Source organism: Thermomonas mangrovi (genome assembly GCF_028201335.1).
Taxonomy (GTDB): Bacteria; Pseudomonadota; Gammaproteobacteria; order Xanthomonadales; family Xanthomonadaceae; genus Thermomonas; species Thermomonas mangrovi.
The window spans coordinates 264,319-288,447 of the sequence record NZ_JAPEVV010000003.1 but is presented as its reverse complement, the minus strand read 5'-3'; the positions used below and the strand labels follow the sequence as shown (position 1 = coordinate 288,447).

At 70.1% G+C, this 24,129-nt stretch carries 22 protein-coding genes; 16 read left to right on the top strand and 6 right to left on the bottom strand.

The genetic code is table 11. From position 1 onward, the window contains the following. Positions 1-90 precede the first annotated feature (90 nt). From ON759_RS07865 to ON759_RS07825, 9 genes are all read left to right on the top strand, one after another. Complete coding sequence (locus tag ON759_RS07865; RefSeq protein ID WP_271679815.1) at positions 91-855, top strand: FAD-binding oxidoreductase; 765 nt, start codon at positions 91-93, stop codon at positions 853-855. A 343-nt stretch (positions 856-1,198) separates the two neighbouring features. Beyond that, the gene (locus tag ON759_RS07860) at positions 1,199-1,672 is read left to right on the top strand and encodes a hypothetical protein (protein ID WP_271679814.1); all 474 of its coding nucleotides are present in this window, start codon (positions 1,199-1,201) and stop codon (positions 1,670-1,672) included. Positions 1,673-1,773: 101 nt separating this feature from the next. Continuing rightward, on the top strand, positions 1,774-3,852 hold the full coding sequence (locus ON759_RS07855; protein ID WP_271679813.1) for a M13 family metallopeptidase: 2,079 nt from the start codon (positions 1,774-1,776) through the stop codon (positions 3,850-3,852). A gap of 153 nt (positions 3,853-4,005) precedes the next feature. After that, positions 4,006-4,704 carry a hypothetical protein gene (locus ON759_RS07850; RefSeq protein ID WP_271679812.1) on the top strand — a complete coding sequence of 233 codons (699 nt, stop codon included), beginning with the start codon at positions 4,006-4,008 and terminating at the stop codon, positions 4,702-4,704. A 125-nt stretch (positions 4,705-4,829) separates the two neighbouring features. Continuing rightward, positions 4,830-5,606, top strand: a complete 777-nt coding sequence (locus tag ON759_RS07845) for a DUF3011 domain-containing protein (RefSeq protein WP_271679811.1) — start codon at positions 4,830-4,832, stop codon at positions 5,604-5,606. Positions 5,607-5,711: 105 nt separating this feature from the next. After that, positions 5,712-7,802 carry a M13 family metallopeptidase gene (locus ON759_RS07840; RefSeq protein WP_271679810.1) on the top strand — a complete coding sequence of 697 codons (2,091 nt, stop codon included), beginning with the start codon at positions 5,712-5,714 and terminating at the stop codon, positions 7,800-7,802. Beyond that, positions 7,799-8,644 (top strand): hypothetical protein, encoded by an 846-nt coding sequence (locus ON759_RS07835; RefSeq protein ID WP_271679809.1) that lies wholly within the window; start codon positions 7,799-7,801, stop codon positions 8,642-8,644. Before ON759_RS07840 ends, ON759_RS07835 begins: the two co-directional genes overlap by 4 nt. Then, on the top strand, positions 8,641-9,429 hold the full coding sequence (locus tag ON759_RS07830) for a CPBP family intramembrane glutamic endopeptidase (RefSeq protein ID WP_271679808.1): 789 nt from the start codon (positions 8,641-8,643) through the stop codon (positions 9,427-9,429). The genes ON759_RS07835 and ON759_RS07830 overlap by 4 nt, the downstream gene beginning before the upstream one ends. Before the next feature lie 132 nt (positions 9,430-9,561). Next, complete coding sequence (locus ON759_RS07825; protein WP_271679807.1) at positions 9,562-10,221, top strand: response regulator transcription factor; 660 nt, start codon at positions 9,562-9,564, stop codon at positions 10,219-10,221. Positions 10,222-10,266: 45 nt separating this feature from the next. Here ON759_RS07825 and ON759_RS07820 read toward each other — a convergent pair whose 3' ends face one another. Further along, positions 10,267-13,707, bottom strand: coding sequence for a two-component regulator propeller domain-containing protein (locus tag ON759_RS07820; RefSeq protein ID WP_271679806.1), 3,441 nt, complete (start codon positions 13,705-13,707; stop codon positions 10,267-10,269). Positions 13,708-13,842: 135 nt separating this feature from the next. Between ON759_RS07820 and ON759_RS07815 the strand changes: the two genes are divergently transcribed. The 7 genes from ON759_RS07815 (at position 13,843) to ON759_RS07785 (ending at position 19,158) form a co-directional block, all read left to right on the top strand. Further along, positions 13,843-14,475 carry a hypothetical protein gene (locus ON759_RS07815; RefSeq protein ID WP_271679805.1) on the top strand — a complete coding sequence of 211 codons (633 nt, stop codon included), beginning with the start codon at positions 13,843-13,845 and terminating at the stop codon, positions 14,473-14,475. A gap of 134 nt (positions 14,476-14,609) precedes the next feature. Next, a complete protein-coding gene (locus tag ON759_RS07810; RefSeq protein ID WP_271679804.1) occupies positions 14,610-14,777 on the top strand; it encodes a hypothetical protein in 168 nt (55 codons plus the stop codon). 1 nt (position 14,778) lies between these two features. Further along, positions 14,779-15,375, top strand: coding sequence for a hypothetical protein (locus ON759_RS07805; protein ID WP_271679803.1), 597 nt, complete (start codon positions 14,779-14,781; stop codon positions 15,373-15,375). A gap of 10 nt (positions 15,376-15,385) precedes the next feature. After that, the gene (locus ON759_RS07800) at positions 15,386-15,583 is read left to right on the top strand and encodes a helix-turn-helix domain-containing protein (protein ID WP_271679802.1); all 198 of its coding nucleotides are present in this window, start codon (positions 15,386-15,388) and stop codon (positions 15,581-15,583) included. A 47-nt stretch (positions 15,584-15,630) separates the two neighbouring features. Beyond that, positions 15,631-17,187, top strand: a complete 1,557-nt coding sequence (locus ON759_RS07795) for an alpha/beta hydrolase (protein ID WP_271679801.1) — start codon at positions 15,631-15,633, stop codon at positions 17,185-17,187. A 28-nt stretch (positions 17,188-17,215) separates the two neighbouring features. Next, positions 17,216-17,971 carry an ABC transporter ATP-binding protein gene (locus ON759_RS07790; RefSeq protein ID WP_271679800.1) on the top strand — a complete coding sequence of 252 codons (756 nt, stop codon included), beginning with the start codon at positions 17,216-17,218 and terminating at the stop codon, positions 17,969-17,971. Beyond that, positions 17,968-19,158, top strand: a complete 1,191-nt coding sequence (locus tag ON759_RS07785; protein ID WP_271679799.1) for an ABC transporter permease — start codon at positions 17,968-17,970, stop codon at positions 19,156-19,158. Before ON759_RS07790 ends, ON759_RS07785 begins: the two co-directional genes overlap by 4 nt. Positions 19,159-19,243: 85 nt before the next feature. Here the strand turns inward: ON759_RS07785 and ON759_RS07780 are convergent, their stop codons facing one another. From ON759_RS07780 to rpmH, 5 genes are all read right to left on the bottom strand, one after another. Next, on the bottom strand, positions 19,244-20,293 hold the full coding sequence (locus ON759_RS07780; protein WP_271679798.1) for an energy transducer TonB: 1,050 nt from the start codon (positions 20,291-20,293) through the stop codon (positions 19,244-19,246). Between the two features lie 88 nt (positions 20,294-20,381). Next, positions 20,382-21,716 (bottom strand): tRNA uridine-5-carboxymethylaminomethyl(34) synthesis GTPase MnmE, encoded by a 1,335-nt coding sequence (mnmE, locus tag ON759_RS07775; protein WP_271679797.1) that lies wholly within the window; start codon positions 21,714-21,716, stop codon positions 20,382-20,384. 67 nt (positions 21,717-21,783) lie between these two features. After that, entirely contained in the window at positions 21,784-23,436 is a 1,653-nt protein-coding gene (gene yidC / locus ON759_RS07770) for a membrane protein insertase YidC (RefSeq protein WP_271679796.1), read from the bottom strand. Further along, positions 23,433-23,933 (bottom strand): ribonuclease P protein component, encoded by a 501-nt coding sequence (gene rnpA / locus ON759_RS07765; protein ID WP_271679795.1) that lies wholly within the window; start codon positions 23,931-23,933, stop codon positions 23,433-23,435. The genes yidC and rnpA overlap by 4 nt, the downstream gene beginning before the upstream one ends. Before the next feature lie 38 nt (positions 23,934-23,971). Continuing rightward, the gene (gene rpmH / locus ON759_RS07760; protein ID WP_271679794.1) at positions 23,972-24,112 is read right to left on the bottom strand and encodes a 50S ribosomal protein L34; all 141 of its coding nucleotides are present in this window, start codon (positions 24,110-24,112) and stop codon (positions 23,972-23,974) included. Positions 24,113-24,129 lie beyond the last annotated feature (17 nt).

Here is a 24,129-nt window from a genome sequence, read left to right as displayed (position 1 = left end):
GGAAGGGGGGAAGAATCGGTGCGGGTAGTATAGGCGCCCGCCCCGCGCCGCCCCGCGCCGCGGCGTTGCACCCACCGAACAGAGCATCGCTTGGCCATCGTCCATTTCCCGCTGAAGCTGGTCGCCCGCCGGATGGTGGCGCCGACCGTCGCCCACCTGTCCTTCGTGCGCGACGACGGGCTGCCGCTGGACTTCATCCCCGGCCAGTTCCTGCAGGTGCATTTCCCGCTGGCCGACGGCACCCAGGCGCGCCGCAGCTACTCGCTGGCGACCCGCCACGAGCGCCCGCTCGAAGCCGGCGACGCGGTGGAGATCGCGGTGAGCTACGTGCCCGGCGGCGCGGCGACCGCGCTGTTCGAAGGTATGCCGCTGGGCGGCACGGTGGATGGCAGCGGGCCGTTCGGGCGCTTCTGCCTGTTGCCCAACGATGCCAACCGCCGCTACCTGCTGATCGGCACCGGCACCGGCATCACCCCTTATCGCGCGATGCTGCCCCAACTCGCCGCGCTGATGGCCTCGCGGGAGCTGGAGGTGGTCCTGCTGCAGGGCGCGCGCACCCCCGAGGAACTGCTGTACGGGGATGAATTCCGTGCCTTCGCCGAGGCCCATCCCGGTTTTCGCTACATCCCGTGCTTCTCGCGCACGCTGCCGGCGGACGGCAGCCCGCAGGCGCATGCCGACGTGCGCCACGGCTACGTGCAGAACGCACTGGCCGAACTGGCCCCCGATCCCCCCGGCGACATCGCCTACCTCTGCGGCAACCCGCACATGGTCGATGCCTGCTTCGAGGCGCTGAAGGCGGCCGGCCTGCCGATCCCGCAGATCCGCCGCGAGAAGTACGTCAGCAACAAGTAGGCCGGCGGCGGATCCCCGGCCATGCGCTCCGCGCATGGCGTTCGTTCGGGCGCGCGGCATGCCGCGCAAGCGCCCGCCCTCACCCGCCGCGAGAAGTACGTCAGCAACAAGTAAGCCGGCGGGCCAACAGGGCCACGCCGCCTCCCCGCGAAGAAGCGCGATGACGCCGCGCCGTGGCGTGGGCGGCGCGTGGCTGCTGTCAGCGAATTGCTGACACCGGATCGGCTTCGCGCCGATGGACGTGCCCGTTGCACGCGCTTGATGCTGGGAATCGCGAAGCCATGCCCCTGACGCTGGTCCAGATGCGCTTCGCTTCCCACGTCATCGAATGGAGTTCCACGTCATGAACGCAAGGACCCACGCCACCTTCGGCGCCGTCATCGTCGGCCTGCTGCTGCCATTGGCGGCACATGCGATCGACCCCGCCTATGCCAAGAAGCTGGAGCGCTCCGGCTGCACGCAGGCCAGCGAGCTGCAGGGCTGCGACATCAACAAGACCAAGGCCGAGAACGCCAAGGCGGGCTTCGGCACGGCGCCCACGCCGGTCGCCAAGCCGGCGGCCGCGGCGAAGTCGCCGTACGCCGGCCAGTGGGTCGCCAAGGCCACGGATGGTCGCACCGTGTCGACGATCCGCATCGACCCGCAGGAGCGGGTGTGGGTGAACGGCAAGTCGGTCGCGGCCAAGCGCAGCGACGGTGCCCTCGTGTTCAAGAGCGGCTTCATCACCTACACCATCCAGGGCGACCGCCGCCTCGAGGGCCAGGACAGGTGGCGCAACAGCGACGCCGGCACCAGCGGGGCCATCGTCGTCGAGTAACCCACCCGGGCCAGGCACGGTGCGGACGGTAGTGACCGTCCACGGAGCCGCGCGGCCCCTCGCGTCCCAACGCATCGCGCCAGTCGCCCCACGGGAGTCGCATGAAAATTTCGGTCCTCGCACTTGCCCTCACGCTGGCGATCGCCGGCTGCCAGCAACCCGCCGCCACCGCGCCGGCGCCCGAAACGCCCGTCGCCGCCAAGCCGGCGCCAGCCAAGCCGGAAAACGGCGCCTGGGGCGTCGACCTGGCGAACATGGACACCGCCATCAAGCCGGGCGACGACTTCTATGCCTACGTCAACGGCAAGTGGAACCAGCGCACCGAAATCCCCGACGACAAGGTGGAGGTAGGCGGGTTGGCCTCCCTGCAGGACAAGGCCTTGCAGCAGACCCACGCGCTGCTGGAGGCCGCCGCGGCCGACACCAGCGCCGCCGCCGGCAGCGAGGTCAAGAAGATCGGCGACTGGTACGCCACCTACATGGACGAAGCCGCGCTCGACAAGGCCGGGTTCGCGCCGATCAAGCCCGAGCTGGACGCGATCGATGCGGTGTCCACGCATCAGCAGCTGATCGACCTGTTCGCACGAACCCATGGCGCGATCGGCCTGCGCGCGATCACGGTCGCCGTGGACGCGGACCGCAACATGGTCGGCAAGATGCGCCCTTCGATCGAGACCAGCGCGGTGGTGCTGGGCGCCCGCGAGTTCTACCTGGAGCCCGCCTACGCCCCGCTGCGCCAGGCCCAGCAGGCGCACATCGCGCGGATGCTCACGATCGGCGGCTTCGATGATGCCGAGGCCCGCGCCAGCCGCATCCAGGACCTGGAGACGCGGATCGCCCGGCTCACGCTCCCGGCCGCGGAGCTGCGCGACGACACCAAGAAGAACAACGTGGTCACGGTCGCCGAGCTGGCGAAGATGGCCCCCGGCATCGACTGGCCGAAGTACCTCGCGGCGACCGGCGCGGGCGCGCCCGACAAGGTCATCGTGCCCACCCCGGCCTCGCTGAAGGACATGGCCACGCTGGTCACCACCCATTCGCTGGAGGCCTGGAAGGACTACCTGCGCTACACCACGCTCGTCGCGGTGGCGAAGTACCTGCCGAAGCCGGCCCGCGACGAGGTGTTCGCGTTCTACGGCAAGCAGCTCGCCGGCCAGCAGGTCCCCAGCCCGCGCTGGCATGACGCCATCTTCGACATCGGCGGCCAGGGCCTGCCGCTGTCCGATCCGCTGAGCAAGCTGTACGTCGAACGCTACGTCGCCGCCGACGCGCGCCCGAAGGCGAAGGCGATGATCGACAACCTGGTCGCCGCGTTCGACGCGCGCCTCGCCAACCTCGAGTGGATGGCGCCGGAGACCCGCGCCGGCGCGCGCGAGAAGCTCGCCAAGGTCAGCCTGAAGGCGATCTATCCGGATGTCTGGAACACCGCGGACGGGCTCGAGGTGGTGCGCGGCGACGCCCTCGGCAATGCGCGGCGGGCCGCCGCGTTCCGGCACAAGGTGCAAATGAAGCAGCTGCAGGTGTATCCCGATCGCCGGCAGTTCCTGCAGCCGGTGTTCCTGGTCAATGCCTACGCCAACACGATCTGGAACGAGATCGTGTTCCTGGCCGCGATCGTGCAACCGCCGGCCTTCGATCCCGCCGCCGACGACGCGGTGAACTATGGCGCGATGGGCGCGATCATCGGCCACGAGATCTCCCACCTGTTCGACGACAAGGGCCGCAACAGCGACGGCGACGGCCTGCTGCGCGACTGGTGGACCGCGCAGGACGCGCAGCGCTTCACCGCCGCCACCAGGCGCCTGCAGGACCAGGTCGGTGCTTACGAGCCGCTCCCGGGTACGCGGGTTAACGGTGCGCTGACCCTGGGCGAAAGCATCGCCGACCTGGCCGGGCTGGTGGTGGCGCACGATGCTTATAAGCGCTCGCTGGGCGGCAAGGAAGCGCCGGTGCTGGATGGTTTCACCGGCGACCAGCGCTTCTTCCTGGCCTACGGCCAGGCGTGGCGCTGGAAGGGCCGCGACGCCACCGTCGACCGCCTGCTGAAGACCGATCCGCATCCGCCCTCGGCGATCCGTCCCAACACCGTGCGCAACGTCGACGCGTGGTACCAGGCGTTCAACGTGCAGCCCGGGGACAAGCTCTACCTGAAGCCGGAAGACCGGGTGCGGCTGTGGTGAGCACGTGCGCGAGCCGGCAACCCAGGACCTGGTGATGAACGGTCATCGCCGGAGGCGGGTGGCCGCGCGCGCCCTGCCTGCTGGCGAAGGCCGTTCCTTCGCGACCCCAATTCCCCCGTCGCCCCCACCCATCTCCACAGGAGCCTCCACGCCATGTGTCCTCGTATCCGAATCAGCCTGATCTCGTTCGCCGTGGTCCTAGTCGTGTCGGGTTGCAAGCCCGCTGCCGAGCCGACATCGCAGGACGCTGCGCCGGCAGACTCGGCGGTGGCCTCCGCTGCCCCAGCCACCTGGCCCGCCAGCCTGAATGTCATGGGCGATGGCTTCCCCAACGCGGGCGACGCCTGCCGCCGGATCGGCGAAACCGAAGCGACCGTGAACTACCTGGACGACAGCGCGACCCTCGCTGGCTGCCTGTCCGCCGACGAAGCGGCCAAGCTGGGTGGCACCGTGGTCGGGACCGTGGATGGCGTCACCCTGGTGTCGGTGCCGAACACGGCCGCCATCCCCGGCGATGGCGACGGCCAGGGCGATGCCAAGGTCGCCGGCACCGACTACAACGCCACCGGCCCGATCCGTTGCAGCGGCTACAAGGGCGCCGCGGCCGGGATGTGCGAAGCCGGCGTGGTGCGCGATGCCGAGACGGGCCCCTACATCGAGGTCACGTTGCCCGACGGCGTCAAGCGCACGATCTTCTTCAACAAGGACGGTAGCTTCCTGTCGTTCTCCACGGCGCAGGCCGACGGCACCGCGGCGATGCCGATCAGCTCCAGCCGCGAGGGCGACACCACCATCGCGACGCTCGGCACCGAGCGCTACGAAATCCCCGACGTGTTCGTGCAGGGCGATTGAGCAGGACCCGGCACGCCGCCCCGCACCCGATTCGAACCCGCCGGAGGGAGCCGGCGGGTATCGCCACGCAAGGCTCCCACCCACCACACCTTCGCGCCGCATGGCGCATTCCCTGGAGCATCGACATGACATCCCGCACCCTGCTCAGCATCGCCAGCCTCGCCGTCGGCATCGGCCTGGCCATCGGCCCGGTCGGCACCACCTCGGCCCAGAACAGCAACAGCCTGCGCGACCTCGTCGGCGCGCGCGCCGCCGGTGGCGAATCCGACCTCGAATCGCGCGGCTACACCTTCATCACCGGCGCGCCGGCCTACGGCGGCAGCAAGGCGGGGTTCTGGTGGAACGCCTCCAGCAGGAATTGCGTGCGCGTGGAAACCTTCGACGGCAAGTTCCGCTCGATCACCGAAGCGACCGGCGCGCAATGCAACCAGCATTCCTCCGGCAGCAACAGCGAGCGCAACACCGCCGCCGCGATCATCGGAGCCGCGGCCATCGCCGCCGCGATCGCGCACAAGAACAATGCGCACGACAACAAGGCGGATAGCGGCGGCCAGTACGACCTCGGCTACAACGACGGCCTGCACAACGCGCCCTACTACAACCCCGGCCGCTCGGATGCCTATTCGTCCGGCTACCAGGCCGGCGTCGACCAGCGCTCGCGCAACATCTCGTACCACGGCGGCACCGGCGGGTATGACCGGGTGGACCATCGCCCTGCCCAGGTCACGTGCACGTCGGTTGGCGGCAAGTACACCGAATGCGCGATCCCGGGTGGCGGCGACATCGTCATGAAGCAGCAGTTGAGCAAGGCCAACTGCACCAAGAACGAGACCTGGGGCGAGACCGGCGATGGCGTCTACGTCAAGGACGGTTGCCGCGCGATCTTCGAAGCCATGCCCTGATCGCGGACGCCGCACCAGGCCCCGCGTGGCGATGCCGTGCTGTTGTCCGGCAGCACGGCATCGCGTTCGATGTTCCGTCCTCGTCATTCCATCGGAAATGCCTCCATGACGCGCGCAACCCCCATGCATCGCCACCCGCCCCTGCCCCTGTTCGCCGCCATCCTGCTCGCGCTTGGCGGCCTGGCTGCCGTGCATGCGCAGGGCGCAGCGGGGACTGAGGTCAAGCTGCCGCTGGGCTATTCGCCGTTGAAGATGGATCGCTCGGCGGATCCGCGCCAGGACTTCTACCGCTATGCCGCCGGCCAATGGGTGCAACAGACCGAGATCCCGGCCAGCGACCCGGACATCGGGTCGTTCGCGCTGCTGGGCCACCAGCTGGACCAGAAGCTGATGGCACTGGTCCGGCAGGCCGCCACGGCGGGCGACGCCCCGAAGGGCAGCCCCCGCCAGCAGGTGGGCGACTACTACCGCGCGGCGATGGACGACGCGCGCCGCGATGCCGCGGGGCTGAAGCCGCTGCAGGGCGACCTGCAGGCGATCGCCACCGCCGGCGCCACGCCTGCCGATTACGGCCGCCTGGCCGGCAGGCTGCAGGACGGCTACAGCGCCTCGCCGCTGCTCAATGCGATGGCGATGCCGGATGCCAAGGACAGCAGCATCTACGTGCTGGCGCTGGGACCAGGGGCGCAACTGCTGGAGCAGGACGAGTACGCCAAGCCGGAACACGCGGGCCTGCGCGCCACCTATCGCGCGTACGTGGCCTCGCTGCTGCAGGCGACCGGGGACTCCGCGGCGACGGCGGCCGCCAACGCGGACCGCATCCTGGCCCTGGAGTCGCGCAACGCCGCGGCGATGATGACCGTGCTGGACATGCGCGATCCGGCCAAGACCTACAACATGATGTCGCTGGAGCAGGCGCAGGCCCTGATCCCGGCGCTGGACCTGCGCGCTTTCCTGGCGGCGCAGGGCGTGGCGGCGCCGGCACGGGTGCAGGTACTCGACATCGGAGCGATGAAGGCGTTGCAGCGCCTGCTCACCGAGCTGCCCGCATCCGACGTCAGGCTGCTGCTGCGCTGGTTCCTGGTGGCCAGCCGCGCGTCCGAACTCGGCCAGCCGTATCGCGGGCTGGAACAGGAGTTCTCGCGCCAGCGCAAGGGCCTGGCGGCGGCCCCGGACCGGGAGCGCGTGCTCAGCCAGCAGATCGGCATGCAGCTCTACCACCCGCTGTCGCAGCTTTACGTGCAGGCGCATTTCCCGGATTCCACCCGGCGCGAGATCGCCGAAATGGTGGGCCACTTCAAGGACGAATTCGCGGCCCGCCTGCGCGCGAATGCGTGGCTGGACGAGGCCACCCGCACCGCGGCGCTGGCGAAGCTGGCGCGGATGGACATCCAGGTGGGCTACCCGCAGGAGTGGGTCGACTTCGCCCCGCTCGACATCCGCGCGGACGACCATTTCGGCAACGTGCAGCGCGCCAACCGCTTCGCGGTCCAGCGCGAGCTGTCGCGGATCGGCCAGAAGGTGCTGGACGACCGCTTCGGGGTGGCCGGCAAGACCACTCCGATCGCGGCGAACTCCGCCTACAACTTCACCACCAATTCGATCGACATCACCGCCGCGATCCTGCAACCGCCGTTCTTCCGGCCGGGCGGGGACGCCGCCGCCAACTACTGCGCGATCGGCGCGGTGATCGGGCATGAACTCACCCATGGCTTCGACAGCCTCGGGCGCCAGTACGACCCGCAGGGCAACCTGCGCAACTGGTGGACGCCGGAGGCGGACCGCCAGTTCCAGCAGCGCACCGACGTGCTGGTCGACCAGTACAACCGCTTCGAGATCCTGCCCGGGCTGATGCACAACGGCGCGCAGACCGTCACCGAGAACACCGCCGACCTGGGCGGCCTCACCCTCGCGCATGCGGCCCTGCAACGCCACCTGGCCAGCCATCCGGAGGCGAAGGCGAAGGTCGACGGCCTGACCGCCGACCAGCGCTGCTTCGTGGCGTGGACCCAGATGTGGGCGTTCAAGGCGCGCCCGGAGCGCCTGCGCTTCCTGGTGTCCGTGGATGTCCACGGGGTCTCGTTCGTGCGCGCCGTGGCACCGCTGGTGCACCTGGACGCCTTCCACCAGGCGTTCGGTACCCGCCCCGGCGACGCCATGTGGCGCGCGCCCGAACAGCGGGTGGTGATCTGGTGATCGCCACGCGGGTGCGGGTGGCCATCGCGGTCGCGTTGCTGGCCTGCGCAGGCGGGGCCGTTGCGGCGGAGGATGAGCCTGCCTGGCTCACGCGCGCGAAGGCAGAACCGGCGCGCGTCGAGGTCCGCGGCGACACTCTGTACTACAGCGGCAACCTGTCGGCGGCGAGCACGAAGGTGTTCGATGCCGCGGTGGCCGGCATCGCACCCGGCCAGCTCACCCGGCTGGTCGTCAGTTCAGGCGGCGGCGACACCATCGCAGGCCGCCATGTCGGTCGCTGGGTCCAGCGCATGGGACTGGTGGTCGAGGTCGACGCGATCTGCTTCTCGTCCTGCGCCGACTACCTGTTCCCGGCCGGCCGCGCGCGGGTGATCCGCGCCGATGCCTGGGTCGGCTGGCATGGCAACGAGCGCCAGTTCGACGTGCTGGCCGCGCGCCACGGCGTGCCGCTCGCCGACGAGCTGCGCCGTTTCGTGCCAGCGAACACGCCGAAACCCCAGGCGGATGCGTTCGTACGCGATCTCGTCGCGCGCATCGCCGAAACCCGCCAGGACGAAGCGGATTTCTACGCCGGGCATGGCATGGACGATGCCTTCGCGGTGTGTGCCGTGGGCGATGAACTGGAACAGCGCTTCGGCTTCACCGGGCGCAAGGGCTGGGGCTTCTCGGTCGAGGACATGGTGCAGCTGGGCCTGGCCAACACCGTCTACCTCGGCAGCGGCCGCTACGAACAGGATTCGGCAGGCTTCAAGCGCTACCTGGCGCAGATCAGCGCCGGGGATTGCCGCCAGTTGTTGCAACCACCCACCCCTTCACCTGAGCACGGGACACCCACGCGATGACATCCACCATGCAAGCGCAAGCAACCAGCGGCGAGCGGTTCAAGCGGCTGGAAGACGCGGGGCGGGACTTCCCGTACTACAACGACGCGCCGACCACGATCACGACCGCGCAGTGGCTGCTCGTACTGGTGGCAGTGGTGGTCGCGTTCCTGCTGCTGGCCTTGCCGATCGACTGGCCCGGCGATGCCATCGGGCCATGGATTCCGGCCCTGCTGTTCCCGGGCCTGCCCCTCGCCGCCCTCGCCTTCGTGGCTGGGAAGCACTGGACGGCGATCTTCGGCAAGGTGGGCTTCCGCGAAGTGCGCCTGATGATCGGGTTCGCGTTGCTCAACATCGTCGTCAGCATGGCCATCGGCTTCGCGGTCAAGGCGATTACCGACGTCGCCCCGAACGCCGCCAACGCGATCCTGGCGGGCATGGGCACCGGCGAGCGGGCCGGCTTCTTCGCCAAGATGATCCCGCAGCTGCTTGGCGAAGAGGTCATCACCCTGCTGCCGTTCCTGGCCCTGCTGCAATGGTCCACCCGCAACCTCGGGATGGGCCGCAAGGCGGCGATCATAGGCGCATGGCTGGTCTCGTCGCTGGTGTTCGGCCTGATCCACCTGCCGACGTATGACTGGAACTTCGTCCAGTGCATCGTGATCATCGGTTCGGCGCGGTTGGTGCTGACCCTGCCGTGGATCCTGACCAAGAACATCTGGGTCTCGACCGGCGCGCACGTGATCAACGACTGGCTGCTGCTCGGGATGGGCCTGCTGGGCGCGGGGCTGGTGGCCAACACATGATCCCCGCCGTGCCGATGCCCTCGTACGAGGGGCGCGTCACGAAGGCATCGGCAGGCCGTGCAGGGTGCGCGGGACCTGTGCATCATGGCGGCACGCGGCGCTCGCCCCGGTCGCAGGCAGTGGGAGGCTGACATGAATCCAAGCATGCCGGCATGGCGCGTCCTGATCGTGGACGACCACCCGATCGTGCGCACCGGGCTGGCCGCGCTGATCGACGCCGAAGCGGACATGACGGTGTGCGGCCAGGCCGAGGACTTCGACGGCGCGCTGGCGGCGATGGCCGAACTGCGCCCGGACGTGGCCCTGGTCGACCTGTCGCTGCGCGGTGCGAGCGGGCTGGAGCTGGTGAAGGAAGCAGGACGCCATGGCATCCCGACCATCGTGGTCTCCATGCACGAGGCGCCGACCTGGGCCCAGCGCAGCCTGGCAGCGGGTGCGCGCGGCTACGTGCAGAAGAGCGAGGCCGGCCGCACCGTGGTCAATGCGATCCGCCGCGTGCGCGCGCGCCGGATCTACCTGGGCGATGCGATGGCGCAAGCCCTGCTGGAGCGCCGGCACGGCCACCACCACGACGAGGCCGGCGTCCACGTGGAGGCCCTGAGCGACCGCGAGATCGAAGTGCTCACCCGCATCGGCAACGGCCTGACCACCCAGCAGATCGCGGCCGAGCTGGCGATCAGCGTCAAGACCGTGCAGACCTTCCGCGAGCGCATCAAGCGCAAGCTGGACCTCGGCAGCGCCGCCGAACTGTCGAGCATGGCCACGCGCTGGGTGCTGGAACGCGCCGACTGACCACCCGCCACGCGCGGCTGCACTGAAGTTGCGCCGCCAGGAATGTCACGCGGGAGATGGATCGGCACCGCGCTGCTCCGTGCAGCGGATGGTGATCCGGGTACCCTGCCCAGGTGCACTCCCGATTTCCAGACCAAGGCCTGCCAACCGCGCACGCTCGCGCATGCTGGACAGGCCCAGGCTGTCCGCCTGCCGCCGCTGCGCCGGATCGAAGCCGGTCCCGTCGTCCTCGATGGCCACCCGGAACCCGCCCTCGCAGGCCGCGACCCGGACCTGCACCCGGCATGGCCCGGCGTGGACCCGGGCATTCCGGAGCGCTTCCTGCACGATGCGATAGACGGCGATGCCGACGTCTTCCTCCACGTCCACCGATGCCAGGTCCGCGCGATAGGCGACCGCCATGCCGGTGCGCCGCGAGAAATTGGCGCATTCCGCGGCCAGCGCATCCAGCAGGCCCAGGCCTGCCAGCGCCGGCGGATGCAGCTCCCGTGCCATCGCCTGCACATCGTTGGCGAGCCGTTCCAGCTCGCCGGCGAGTTCCTGCAGGTTCTCGCCGGTTCCCGACTTTGGCGTCGACGCCGCGGTGCTCCAGGCCAGCATCGCCAGGCCCGCCAGTCGCTGGGTCAGGTCGTCGTGCATCTCGGCCGCGAGCCGACGGCGTTCGTCCTCCTGCGCATGCAGCAACCGCCGCGACAGGTCGCGCGCTTCCTCGCGGCTTTCCCGCAACACTTCGCGGTTGCGCAGCAATTCGAGCTCCGCCAGCTTGAAGCTGGTGACGTCCACCGCGGTGCCGATCACGTGGTCGACCGCATCGGCATCGGGCCCGATGCCCGGGCGCTTGACCACCCGGAACCAGCGCGCGCGGCCGTGGACATCGGTGATCGCCAGCTCCGGGATGCTGCGCTCCTCGCCGGTCCGCAGCACGTCCTCGTCCATCGCTTCCAGGCGCCGCAGCGGCCCTAAATCGGAGCCATACGCGGTCGCTGGATCCTGCAAAGCCGCATCGAGGCCGGGGATCTCCATCGCGGCCCGGTTGACCACCGCGTAGTCGCCGTCGCGGCGACGCACGAAGATCGGATTGGGGCTGGTGTCGATGACGTCGCGCAGGAAGGCCCGGGCCTTCGCCAGCGAGCGCGCCACGCGCTTGTCCTGGCGCCTGCGCACCCGCCACAACGCGAACAGCGCCAATCCGGCGAGCGCCGCGAGCGCGCCCTTGAACAGCATGGTCTCCCAGAAGTACGGCTCCACCGTGATCGGCACGCCTCCGGGTGCTTCCACCCAGTCCTGGCCGGGCAGCCGCGCCTGCAGGCGGAACCGGAATGTCCCGGGGTCGAGGTGCGGGTAGACCACGTCGCCGGACCGGCCGGCCGGCAGCCAGTCCGCATCCAGCCCTTCCAACCGGTAACGGAAGGTCACCGACTCCGGGCGCAGCTTCTCGATGGCGGAGAACTCCACCCGCAGCGCCCGCTCCTCCGGCACCAGCACGGCGGCGCGCCCCACTGGCAACTGCCTGGCGTCGGCCCACAGCCGATCCACGTAGACCTCGCCGGGGTCGAGGCGGGATGTGTCGCGGTGGCTGACATCCACCAGCGCGATGCTCGCGCTCCCCGGATAGGCCAGGGTGCCGTGCGGCAGGCGCAACGAATCCGGGCTGCCCCAGCCATTGATCTCGACGTCGCGCAGGCCATCGCGGTGGCCCAGCTGCACCATCGGGATGGCATCGATCTCGCCGTTGCGCCAGCGCGCATGGTCGGCCAGCAGGAAGTTCACCAGGCCGTCGTCGCCCGACATCCAGAGCCGGCCATGGTCGTCCAGTTGCAGGCTGTGCACCGGCCAGAACGGCAAGCCCTGCGCGGTACCGTAGGCGCGCACGTCGCCGCCCTCGACCCGCACCAGGCCGGCGGTATCGCTGGCGAGCCAGAGCACGCCCGCCTCGCCCTCGATGATCGCCGACACCGCAGCCACCCCGTGGCGCGCCGGCAGCAGCGGGTGCCAGCCACTGCTGTCCAGGACGTAGACACCCCGGGCCCCGCCCACCAGCAGGCGACCGCGGCGGTCGCGCAGGAAGGCATGCACGAAGCCGACATCCAGGCCGTGGCGGCCATCGTGCGCACGCGCGCCCTGCGGCCGCAGCTCGACCACGCCGGCTTCCGGATGCCCGATCCACAGGGTGTCCGGTTGCGCCGGATCGACATACATGAAGCGGATCGGATCGCGATAGGCCAAGCCGGCGGGGCCTTGCCGGCGCAAGGCGCCGTCCTGCCACCAGGCCAGGCCCTCATCGCCGCCCACCCAGAAGCCTTGCGGGTGCCTGGGATCCGCGGCGAGTGCCCACGCCCCGCGACCCGGCAACCCGGTGTCCTGCGTCCAGCGGCCGGTGACGCCCCGGTTCCAGGCCCAGCGCGCCAAGCCGCCCGGCATCGCGCCCACGAACAGATCGCCGCCGGGCCCCAGCAACAGCGCGGTGGGACCATCGACCTCGAGTCCCTCGGGCGCCCCGATGCTGCGCACCACGCCATCGTGCAGCCGCACCAGTCCACCGGAGAACGTGCCCAGCCAGAGGTCGCCGGCGCTGTCGCGATGGAAGGCGCGCATGCGCCAGTCGGGCAGCATCAGCGCCCCGCGGCGGACGTCGGTGCGTCCGCGGTGCCAGCGGGTGAGGCCCTCGCGGGCCCCGAACCACACCGCGTCGTTGCGGTCCACGTGCAACGGGCCCACGCCGGCCGCATCGCTGACCCGTTCCCAGCGCGACGCATCGCTGTCCCACCGCCAGATGCCTTCGGCGCACGAGGTGTAGAGGCTGCCGGCTTCGCCGGTCGCCACCGACGACCCCTTGCAGCCGGGCGCATCCGGATGCGCGGAGATGCGGCCACCGTCGATCCGCAGCAGGCCGTCGTTGCGGGTGCGCACCCAGAGCACGTCGCCTTGCAGCGCCAGTGCGCGGATATCGCCGGAACGCACCTGTTGCGCGGTGCCGCCCGCAAGGCGCCACAAGCCCTGCGGGGTCGCCGCCCACAGCACGTCGTGGCGATCCACCAGCATGTCCACGGCGTGGTTGTCGACGGGGAATGCGGCCGCTGCGGGCGGGCGTTCGATGATCCCGCCGCGCATGACCCGGATTCCGCCATGGTCCAGGCCCAGCCACAGCCGCCCATCCCGGGTCATTGCAAGCGCGCTGATGCCGTTGTGCGGCAGGCCCGGCGTATCCACCGCGGTGAAGCGGCGGAAGCGGCGGCCATCGAAACGCGCCAACCCGTTCGGCGTGGCCAGCCAGATGAATCCCCGTGGATCCTCGGCGATGTCCCGCACCCAGCCCGCACCCGGTCCGTCGGGGCCGTCCCACACATCCACGCCCAGTTGCTCGATCGGCGACAACCCGGCCTTCGCTGGCGATGGCGTGGCTGCGCGCGCACCGGGCAGCGTGCCGCACAGGCAGGCCGCGAGCAGGAGCGCGCGGAGGGCGTGCCGATGGTGTGCGCCTCGCATCTGCTGAGTCTTCGTGCTTGCCCCGTGTGGATCCCAGCATAACCACGGGTCCGCGCCCGCTGTCAGTGAAACGCTGATCCCGCATCCGCGTCCCGCCGATGGACACCCCTGTTCCGCCCACGCAATCCTGCCTCGATGGCTGCGCGCGCATGCAACCTCCTGCTGGTGCTCTGCACAGCCGTGGCCGGCGCCGCATGCGGACGCGCGCAGGTGGCGCCGACGATGTCGCAGGCATCGCCGCCGAACCCGCCTTCGCCTCCCACCGCCATGGTCGCGGTCCCCGTGGAGAAGACGACGCCATTCCACCGCACGCTGGAATCACAGGGCATCCGCTTCGTGGTGGACAGCCCGAACCGTGCCGGCGGCAACATCGTGCGCATTTCCACCGAAGGCCTGGCCGACGACGCCGTCACCGTCGATCGCGACATTCCTGGACCGGTCGTTGCTGCCGAAGTGGCCGACCTCGATGCGGACGGCGCGCCCGAGGTCTACATCCATGTCGGCGCGTCCCCCCGCAGCGGTCGCGCCGCACTGGTGGCCTACAGCGCCAACCGCGGCACATCGCTGCGCGACATCTACCTGCCCCCGCTCGAGGATGGACCGGGCGCCGCCATCGGGTTCGTCGGACCCGAGGAGATGGCGGTGGTCGATGCTTCGCTGCTGCGTCGCTTCCGCGTCGAAGGTGGCAAGACGCGCCAGCTCCGGTACCGCCTGCATGCAGGCGATGCAGGCTGGGAATTCCGGCTCCAGCGCACCGACGAATTCTGACGTGGTGGCCGCCCCGCCTGGCCATCTGCGTCCAAGCCGCAGCGAAGTCTCCGGGCATTCTGTCAAGGACGCTTGACAAGCGTTTCGTGATGTCCGTATCTTGTTGTCAAGCGACCTTGACATGCGGTGGGGCGATGAAAACGACCAAGAACCTGAAGGGCGCCGGCCTGGCCTACCTCGGCGCCGGCACGGCCTTCTTCGTGGCGGCGCTGGCCGCCGGCCAGACCGCCTTCATCGGCGTCGGTGCGGCCTTCATCGCCCTCGGCGTGGTGTTCCTGGGCAAGTCGCGGCAGGACGGCTGAGATGACCCTGCGCCGCTTCATGTGGATCTTCGTGGCGATCGCCGTCGGCGCCTTCGCGCTGGCGCTGCTCGGCCGCTTCGTGCTGGCCTGGCCGGACAACATGGTCGGGATGTGGACCGGCATCGGCGCCGGCTACCTGCTGGGCGCGCTGCTGTTCCTGCTGACCCCGCGCTGGTGGCGCCAGCATTGCGATGACATGTACGCACAGCCGGCCGGCCGCCGTTACCTGCGCGTGCTGTGGCCGGCGCTGGTCGCCTATTCGCTGGCGTTGTTCGCCTCCATCTGGCTGATCAAGCAGGGCATCGCTTCGGTCCCGCTGCGGGCGGTGGTCGCGGTGCTGCCGGTGCTGCCGATCGCGCTGATGATGGGCGCCGGGCTGCGCTACCTGCGCGAGATCGACGAACTGCAGCGGCGGATCGAAACCGAGGCGATCGGCATCGCCAGCCTGCTGGTGGCGCTGCTGTATTTCGCCGGCGGCCTGCTGCAGAAGGCGAAGGTGGTCGACCTGGATGCCGCGATGGCGATGATCTGGGTGTTCCCGCTGCTGTGCGCCGCCTACGGCATCGCCAAGATGGTCCTGGCCCGGCGCTACCTGTGAGGCCGGCCCGGTGAACAACCGCCTGCGCGAACTGCGCGAACGCGAGGGCCTGTCGCAGGGCGAGCTGGCGCTGCGGCTGGAGGTCTCGCGGCAGACCATCAACGCCCTGGAGACCGGCAAGTACGATCCGTCGCTGCCGCTGGCCTTCCGCATCGCCCGCCTGTTCGGGACCCGCATCGAGGACGTGTTCCTGCCCGACCAGGCCTGAACCGCCCGCCCGTTTTTCCACCGCAACCACCACGAGGGGTTGTCCACATGATGTCCCGCAAGACCCGCATTTCCATCATCGCTGCCGTGGTGGTCGTGCTGCTCGGCCAGAAGGTCCTGCAGCGCAAGTCCGACGACACGCCGGCGGACGGCAAGCGCAAGCCCGCCGTGGCGACCGCGATCGCCCCGGCGAAGCCGCGCATGTACGGCGCCATCGCCTTCACCCCCTGCACGCTGCGCTCGTTCATGAGCCGCGACAGCCTGGAGGCGCAATGCGCGACCTTCGAGGTGCCCGAGGACCACGCCAGGCCGGGCGGCCGCAAGATCGCGCTCAACCTCGCCTGGCTACCGGCGACGAACGAGGCCGACGCCACCCCCGACCCGCTGTTCATGCTCGCCGGCGGTCCCGGCCAGGCGGCGGTCGAGACCTTCCCGGCGATGGATCCGCTGCTGCGCGAGGTGCGCAAGCGCCGGCACATCGTGCTGGTCGACCAGCGCGGCACCGGCAAGTCGAACAAGCTCGCCTGCAAGCCCGGCGACGAGGCGCCGGACGCGGCCGTCGAACCGTCCGCCGAGGCCATGCGCACGCAGGCCGCGGCCTGCGTGGCCGACCTGTCGAAGCGCGCGGACCTGCGCTTCTACACCACCACCGACGCGGTGGCGGACCTGGAGGCGGTGCGCAAGGCGATCGGCGCCGACCGGGTCAACCTGATGGGCGTGAGCTACGGCACCCGCGTCGCCCAGCAGTACGCGATGCACCACCCCGACGCGATCCGCAGCATCGTGCTGGATTCGCCGGTGCCGAACACGATCAAGCTCGGCAACATCTTCGCGCGCAACCTCGAGGACGCGCTCGCCCTGCAGTTCGCCCAATGCACCAAGGTGGCCGCCTGCAAGGACGCGCTGGGCGACCCGCGCGCGGAGCTGGAGACCCTGCTCACCAGCCTGCGCGCGCAACCCGCGACCGTCCGCTACCGCGACGCGGTGACCGGCGAGCAACGCGAAGGCCTGCTGCGCGCCGAGAGCGTCGCCGGGCTGGTGCGGATGTACGCGTACATGCCCGCCGCGGCCGCCCTGTTGCCGAAGCTGATCCACGAGGCCAACAACGGTCGCCGCGAGGACCTCATGGCGCTGGCGCAGATGATCGCCGGCAGCATGCAGGACTCGATGGCCATCGGCATGCAGATGTCGGTCGTGTGCAGCGAGGATGGCGACAGCATGGTGTCGCGCGCGGAGGATGCCGGCACCGTGCTCGGCAACCTGATGCCGCGCGGGATGGCGGCGATGTGCGCGGCCTGGCCGAAGGGGAAGGTGCCCGCCGACTTCAACCGGCCGCTGGCGACCAAGGTGCCAGCCCTGGTGCTGGCCGGCGAGTTCGATCCGGTGACGCCGCCCCGCTATGGCGAGGAGATCGCCAAGTCGCTGCCCAACGGTCGCCTGTTCGTGCTGCGCGGGCAGGGCCACAGCGTGCTCGGCGCCGGCTGCATGCCGAAGCTGTTCGCGCAGTTCGTCGAGAAGGCCGACGCCAAGGCGCTGGACGGCCGCTGCCTGGACAAGCTCGGCTACACGCCGCCGTTCACCAGCTTCAACGGCTGGGAACCCTGAGCGCACACCGGACCAAGGAACCCCTGACATGATCGTTGCAGAACAGCTACGCAAGACCTTCCCGGCGCGCGGCAAGGACAAGACCCCGGTGGTCGCGGTGGACGACGTCGGCTTCACCGCCCGCGACGGCGAGATCACCGGCCTGCTCGGCCCCAACGGCGCCGGCAAGACCACCACCCTGCGCATGCTCTACACCCTGATGTCGCCCGAGCGCGGCCGCGTGCTGGTCGACGGCGTCGACGTCGCCGGCGACCCGGAGCGGGTGCGCCGCAGCCTGGGCGTGCTGCCCGACGCGCGCGGCGTGTACAAGCGCCTGACCGCGCGCGAGAACATCACCTACTTCGGCGAACTGCACGGCCTGTCGGCCGCGACCATCGCCGAACGCACCGCCAGGCTGTCCGCCGCGCTGCAGATGGACGACTTCCTCGACCGCGCCACCGAAGGCTTCAGCCAGGGACAGCGGACCAAGACCGCGATCGCCCGCGCGCTGATCCACGACCCGCGCAACGTGATCCTCGACGAGCCCACCAACGGCCTCGACGTGATGACCACCCGCGGCCTGCGCGGCTTCCTGCACGAGCTGCGCGCCGAAGGCCGCTGCGTGATCTTCTCCAGCCACATCATGCAGGAGGTCGCCGCGCTCTGCGATCGCATCGTGATCGTCTCCCGCGGGCGGGTGTCCGCCGAGGGCACCCCTGAAGAACTGCGCGCACTGGCCGGCGAGGACAACCTGGAGGACGCATTCGTGAAACTGATCGGCAGCGAAGAGGGTCTGCACGCATGAACAAGACCTCCTTCTTCGCCAATGTACTCACGGTCGTGCGCAAGGAATGGCGCGACTTCGCCCGCGACCGCCGCACCTTGCTGTTGAGCCTGCTGGTCGCGCCGCTGCTGTATCCGGTGCTGTTCCTTGGTATGGGCAAGTTGAGCCAGATGCGCGCGGAAACCCAGCTGGAGAAAACCCTGTCGCTGCCGGTGGTCGGCATCGAGCACGCCCCCAACCTGATCGCCTTCCTGCGCGCCTACGGCATCGAAGCGGAAAAGGCGCCGGCCGACATCGAGGACCGGATCCGCGCCCAAGACGAGGATCTAGCGTTGCTCATCGACGAGGATTTCACCGAGGACTGGCGTGCCGGCAAGCCGGCCAAGGTCGACGTGGTCACCGACACCACCCGCCGCAATGCCGACGTCGCGGTGGCACGGGTCAGCAAGGTGATCGAGGGCTACGGCCGCACCGTGGGCAGCCTGCGCCTGCTGGTGCGCGGCATCGACCCGAGCATCGCCGCTCCGCTCAATGTAGGGACCCGAGACTTAGCCTCCGAGGAAGCCAAGCGCAACATGTTCCTGTCTGTGGTGCTCCCCGTCATCCTGACCATGTTCGCCTTTATCGGTGGCGCCCATCTGGCGATGGACACCACCGCAGGCGAACGCGAGCGGCAGTCGCTGGAACCGCTGCTGGCCACCCCGGCATCACGTGCCGCATTGGTCAGCGGCAAGATGCTGGCCGCGGCGGTGTTGGGCGTGATCTCGATGCTGCTGATCCTGCTGTCATTCAAGGTCAGCGCGAGCCTCGCCAGCGGCGCGATCTCGCTTGACGTGAGCTTCGCCGCCATGGGCAAGTTGCTGCTGGTGCTGCTGCCGCTGGTGCTGATCGGCACCGCGCTGCTCACCGCGCTGGCCGCCGCGGCCAAGAGTATGAAAGAAGCGCAAAGTCACATGGTGTGGCTCATGATGCTGCCGATGCTGCCGCTTTACGCGTTGATCGCCTATCCGATCAAGGACACCGCGCTGTGGCAATACGCCGTGCCCTTCCTGGCGCAGAACCAGATGATCCAGAAGATCACTCGCGGCGAGAACGCCTCGATCGAGCAATGGGGCATCTACCTAGGCGCCTCGCTTGCAATCGCGACAGTGTTCTGGTTGCTCGCAGTGTGGCGCTACAAGCAGGAGAAACTGGCGATCAGTGCCTGATCGAAGCCGGCCTGGCGGCGGGATCCACACGCAAGAAAAAGCCCGGCGCGAGCCGGGCTTTTTCGTTGCCGCGGAAGCGTCCCGCTTACTGCTGGAACGCGATCGTGCGGCGGGTGGTGGTGGACTGCGACATCGGCTGGAAGCGCCAGCGCTTCGCCGCCGCCACCGCCTCGCGTTCGAACTCGCGCGTGTACTGGCGCGGGCCATCCGAGCTGACCGCGCGCACGGCGCCCACGCTGCCGTCCGGGTTCACGGTGAACTCGACCACCACCGAACCGGTCGCGCCGGCGCGTTGCGCGGCCTGCGGATAGCGCGGGCTGGGCGTGCTGACCGCACGCAGCTCGTTCGACGCTGCGGCCGGGCGCGCGGCGGGCTGCGCGGCCTGTTGCTGGGCGGCAGCCTGTTGCTGGCGCTGGCGCTCCGCTTCCGCGGCGGCCTGGCGCTGGCGCTCGGCCTCGGCCGCGCGTTCCTGCTCGGCCGCGGCCTGTTGCTGAGCGGCGGTCGGCGCCGGCGGCGTCGCCGGCTGCGCGGCCTGTTGGCGCGCCTGCTCCTGCTGGCGGCGCTGGTCTTCCTCGCGCTGCTTGAGCAAGTCGGCCTGGCGCTTGGCTTCCTGCTCGGCGGTCAGCTGCTGCTGGGCGATGCGCGAGGCCGCAGCGGTCTCGCTGCCGGCGATGCTGGACTTCAGGCGGCCCAGCGCCGGATGCAGGCCGTCGGCCTTCTCGATCAAGGCGACCAGCCGCTTGGCTTCCGCGAAGTCCTCGCGCGCGATGGCCTGCTCGCTGGCGATCACCGTCATCGGCATCAGGTCGGTCAACGCGCTCGACGCGCCGGCGTCGGCCGGTTGCTTGTCGCGCAACGCGAGGTAGTACTCCATCGCGTTGTTGCCGGCCGGGGCATACAGGCGATTCTCGCCATAGGCCTTCGAGGCGGCATCGCGCAGCTGGTCCGGGCTCATCGCCGCGACCGTCGCCGACACCACCGATTCCGGGGTCGGTGCAGGCGCCTGTTGCTGGGCGGCGCCCGCTGCTGCGGCATCCGCCGCGGGTTCGTCCTTCTTGCAGGCGCCGAGCGCGCACGCAATGGCGAGCGTCAACGCCACCGGGCCAAGGCGGCGCAAAGAATTGTTGGCAGACATCGTGGAACTCCCCTGTGATGCAAGACGCACCTGTCGATAGGACGCGTCAGTCCGGCACGTTTGTCAAGGCGGGGGAGCTCGAAAACCCCTACTTGCCGATGCAGAAGGTCCCGAAAATGTGACCGAGTAGACCATCCGCGTCGAGCTTGCCGCCGATCTCGCCCAAGGCGGCGTGCGCCCGTGCCAGTGCATCCGCCGCCAGGTCCAGCCGCTCCGCCGCCAGTTCATCGGCGCTGCGCGACAGGTGATCGGCGGCGGCGGCGAGGGCATCCAGGTGGCGGACGCGGGCGCTGAATGCGCCTTCGTCCGCCCCTGCGCCCGCACCGGCCAGCGCCAGCAGGCGGGCGTGCAGCGCCTCCAGCCCCTCGCCGGTGCGCGCCGACACGTAGAGCGCATCCGCCGGCAAGGCGGGGCGCCCGTCGAGCAGGTCGGCCTTGTTGTGCAGCCACAGCCAATGCCCGGCCGCATGCACGTCGCCATCCAGCGCATTGCGCCCGGCGGCGGGGTCGCGGGCATCGACCAGCGCCAGGGCAAGATCCGCGCGTGCCAGTTCGGCGCGCGCACGGCGGATGCCTTCGGCTTCGATCGCATCGCCCGCGTCGCGCAGGCCCGCGGTATCGACCAGGGTCAGTTCGACGCCGTCGATGCGCAGGGTTTCCTGCAGCAGGTCGCGGGTGGTGCCGGCGATGTCGGTGACGATGGCGCGCTCGCTGCCCGCCAGCGCGTTGAGCAGCGAACTCTTGCCGGCATTGGGCGGGCCGACCAGCACCACGTGCAGGCCGTCGCGCAGGCGCCGCCCGCGTTCGGCGGCGCGACGCAGCAGGGCGAGCTGGTCGCTCGCCTCGCGCAGGCGCTCGCGCAACGCGGCACCGCCCAGCGTGTCCAGCGACTCGTCGGCGAAGTCGATCGCCGCCTCGACGTGCACGCGGATTGCCAGCACCGCCTCCATCAGCGCCTCGACGCGGCGGGAAAAATCGCCTTCCAGCGAGCGCCGCGCGGCGCGTGCCGCGCGCAGGTCGGTGGCGGCGATGAGGTCGGCCACCGCTTCGGCCTGGGCGAGGTCGAGCTTGCCGTTGAGGAAGGCGCGCTGGCTGAACTCGCCGGCCGCCGCCTGGCGCGCGCCGAGGCCGATGCAACGCGCCACCAGCGCGCGCAGCGCCACCGGGCTGCCATGCGCCTGCAGTTCGACCACGTCCTCGCCGGTGAAGCTGGCGGGCGCGCGGAAGCGCAGCGCGATGCCGTCGTCGATGGCCTCGCCGCCGGCGTCGAGGAACCGCGCATGGGTCGCCATGCGCGGCGCCAGCGGCTTGCCTGCGATGGCTTCGCCGATCCGCTGCGCCCGCGGCCCCGACAGGCGCACGATGCCCACCCCGCCCGGGCCCGGCGCGGTGGCGATGGCGACGATGGTGTCGACAGAGGTCACGGCGGGATGATCGCAGAAACGCGAAGCCCGCCTGACGGCGGGCTCCGGTGGTCACGACGCGGCCCGGTCAGGCCTTCGCCGGTTCCTCGGCGTAGCGCTTGGTGTTCCACCACTGCTGCAGCATCCCGAGCGCGCCGTTGGTCACCCAGTACAACACCAGGCCTGCAGGGAAGAAGGCGAACATCACCGCCATCACCAGCGGCATCATCTGCATCATCTTCTTCTGCATGGGATCCATGCCGACCATCGGCGTCATCTTCTGGGTCAGCCACATGACCGCGCCGTTGACGATGGGCAGGATGAAGTACGGGTCGCGCGCGGTGAGGTCGTTGATCCAGCCGAGGATCCACGGCGCCTGCCGCAGCTCCACCGCCTCCAGCAGCACGTAGTACAGGGCGAGGAACACCGGCATCTGGATCAGGATCGGCAGGCAGCCGCCGGCCGGGTTGATCTTCTCCTTCTTGTACAGCTCCAGCATCGCCATCTGGAACTTCTGCTTGTCGTCGCCGTAGCGCTCCTTCAGCTGCTCGATGCGCGGCTGGAACTTGCGCATCTTCGCCATCGACCGGTACTGCGCGGCCGACAGCGGGTACAGCGCCAGCTTGATCAGGATCACCAGCAGCACGATCGCCCAGCCCCAGTTGTGGGTCAGCTTGTGCAGCAGGGTCAGCAGCGAATGGATCGGCTGCGAGAGCACGGTGAAGTAGCCGTAGTCCATCGCCTTTTCCAGGCCCGTCGCGACCGGTTCCAGCTGGGCGGCGAGCTTGGGCCCGACCCACAGGGTGGCGTCGCTGGTGATCTTCTGGCCGGGGGCCAGCGTCGCCTGCGGCCCGTCGGCGTCGACCGCATGTAGCGGCCCGGCGACGCGCAGCGAATACAACGCGCCCTGGTCGGCCTGCGGGATCCACGCGGTGAGGAAGTAGTGCTGCGACAGCGCGATCCAGCCACCCTTCACTTCCTTGCCCTTGGGCGCATCCGGGTCCAGCGGCTTGTCGGCGAAGTCCTGGAATTTGCGCTTCTCGTATTTGTCCTGCGGGCTGTACCAGGCGGCGCCGCTGAGGCTGAACGCCTCCGGGTTGGTGAGGCCACGCTTGGGCACCGGCGGGATGCGCTGCAGGCGACGATCCACCTGCCCGGTCCAGCTTGTGCTTCCGGTATTGAGCACCTCGTCGTGCACGCGCAGCGCATAACTTCCACGGGCCAGGCGATAGGTGCGGCGCAGGGTCACGCCGTCGGCCAGGCGGCCGCTGAACACCGCTTCGACCTGGGTGGCCCCATCGGCCAGCACATGCTCGTGGACCGCGCCTTCCGGCTGCAGCGGGATGGCCTGCCCATTCGCCCCGCGCCAGCTGCTGCTCGCGCTGAAGGCCTGCGCGGCATCGTTGTCGAACAGGACGACCGGCGGGCTGCCGGTCTCGCGGGTCTGGCGATAGGCCAACAGCTCGGCTCGCACGACCTGGATGCCATCGAGCTGCAGGTCGAGCACGTCGTTGCGCAGCCGCACCAACGGTGCGCTCGCGGACGCGGTCGCGACGGCTTGCGCCGCGGGCGCTCCGGTCGGGGTCGCGGCAGGGACACCGCCCGTGGGCAAGGTGGCGGCAGGCGCGGCCATGGGGGTGGCCGGCGCCACCGGCGCCTGTTGTTCCTTGCCCCACTCCATCCACAACAGGGTGGCCACCATCAGCCAGGCAAGGAGCAGGAACGTGCGGGTCTGGGTCATCGGGCAGGCTGGTCCGGCCGTCCTGGAGCACGGCGCGTGGAGGGGGACGGGAGGGATGCGGCCGGCATTGTGCCGGCCGAGGCCGGGAGGGGCAATGCAGCGGCGCGCTGCAGCAGGGCGGCGAAGGCGGCGCGCAAGGCGGTGTTGTCGGCGCGGGCGGCGGCAGCGCGGGCCACCACCACGTAGGCGGCCGGGGCCAGGCCCGCGCGCTGGCGGCGGAAGGCGTCGCGGAGCACGCGCTTGATCCGGTTGCGGCCGACCGCATTCGGATCGACCTTGCGCGCGACCGCCAGGCCCAGCCTCGGCGCTTCGCCATCGGCGAGCAGGTGCAGCACGAATTCGGGCGCTGCGATGCGCCGGCCGCGGGCGAACACCGCGTCGAACTCCGCCTTCGCGCGCACCCGGGCTTGGCGCGGGAACGCCTGGCGGTCCGTGGATGCAGACGCGGAGACGCCGGCATCCTCGTCGGATACCGGCGTCCCGGAAGACTTCGACATCGTCACGCGCGATCCCGGCCAGCTGGCCGGAAGACGGGTCAGACGGTCAGGCGGCGACGGCCCTTGGCGCGGCGGCGAGCCAGGATCTTGCGGCCATCGGCGGTCTTCATGCGCGCACGGAAGCCGTGGTCGCGCTTGCGCTTGAGGTTGCTGGGTTGGTAAGTGCGCTTGGTCGCCATGGCGGGGCCTGCGTCGT

What these genes read in the sequence shown, in the direction of transcription:
- ON759_RS07860 (WP_271679814.1), top strand. Translation starts at nt 1,199, where the DNA reads ATGAACGCAAGGACCCACGCCACCTTCGGCGCCGTCATCGTCGGCCTG.
- ON759_RS07855 (WP_271679813.1), top strand. Translation starts at nt 1,774, where the DNA reads ATGAAAATTTCGGTCCTCGCACTTGCCCTCACGCTGGCGATCGCCGGC.
- ON759_RS07850 (WP_271679812.1), top strand. Translation starts at nt 4,006, where the DNA reads ATGTGTCCTCGTATCCGAATCAGCCTGATCTCGTTCGCCGTGGTCCTA.
- ON759_RS07845 (WP_271679811.1), top strand. Translation starts at nt 4,830, where the DNA reads ATGACATCCCGCACCCTGCTCAGCATCGCCAGCCTCGCCGTCGGCATC.
- ON759_RS07840 (WP_271679810.1), top strand. Translation starts at nt 5,712, where the DNA reads ATGACGCGCGCAACCCCCATGCATCGCCACCCGCCCCTGCCCCTGTTC.
- ON759_RS07830 (WP_271679808.1), top strand. Translation starts at nt 8,641, where the DNA reads ATGACATCCACCATGCAAGCGCAAGCAACCAGCGGCGAGCGGTTCAAG.
- ON759_RS07825 (WP_271679807.1), top strand. Translation starts at nt 9,562, where the DNA reads ATGAATCCAAGCATGCCGGCATGGCGCGTCCTGATCGTGGACGACCAC.
- ON759_RS07820 (WP_271679806.1), bottom strand. Translation starts at nt 13,707, where the DNA reads ATGCGAGGCGCACACCATCGGCACGCCCTCCGCGCGCTCCTGCTCGCG.
- ON759_RS07815 (WP_271679805.1), top strand. Translation starts at nt 13,843, where the DNA reads ATGGCTGCGCGCGCATGCAACCTCCTGCTGGTGCTCTGCACAGCCGTG.
- ON759_RS07810 (WP_271679804.1), top strand. Translation starts at nt 14,610, where the DNA reads ATGAAAACGACCAAGAACCTGAAGGGCGCCGGCCTGGCCTACCTCGGC.
- ON759_RS07805 (WP_271679803.1), top strand. Translation starts at nt 14,779, where the DNA reads ATGACCCTGCGCCGCTTCATGTGGATCTTCGTGGCGATCGCCGTCGGC.
- ON759_RS07795 (WP_271679801.1), top strand. Translation starts at nt 15,631, where the DNA reads ATGATGTCCCGCAAGACCCGCATTTCCATCATCGCTGCCGTGGTGGTC.
- ON759_RS07790 (WP_271679800.1), top strand. Translation starts at nt 17,216, where the DNA reads ATGATCGTTGCAGAACAGCTACGCAAGACCTTCCCGGCGCGCGGCAAG.
- ON759_RS07785 (WP_271679799.1), top strand. Translation starts at nt 17,968, where the DNA reads ATGAACAAGACCTCCTTCTTCGCCAATGTACTCACGGTCGTGCGCAAG.
- ON759_RS07780 (WP_271679798.1), bottom strand. Translation starts at nt 20,293, where the DNA reads ATGTCTGCCAACAATTCTTTGCGCCGCCTTGGCCCGGTGGCGTTGACG.
- yidC (WP_271679796.1), bottom strand. Translation starts at nt 23,436, where the DNA reads ATGACCCAGACCCGCACGTTCCTGCTCCTTGCCTGGCTGATGGTGGCC.
- rnpA (WP_271679795.1), bottom strand. Translation starts at nt 23,933, where the DNA reads ATGTCGAAGTCTTCCGGGACGCCGGTATCCGACGAGGATGCCGGCGTC.
- rpmH (WP_271679794.1), bottom strand. Translation starts at nt 24,112, where the DNA reads ATGGCGACCAAGCGCACTTACCAACCCAGCAACCTCAAGCGCAAGCGC.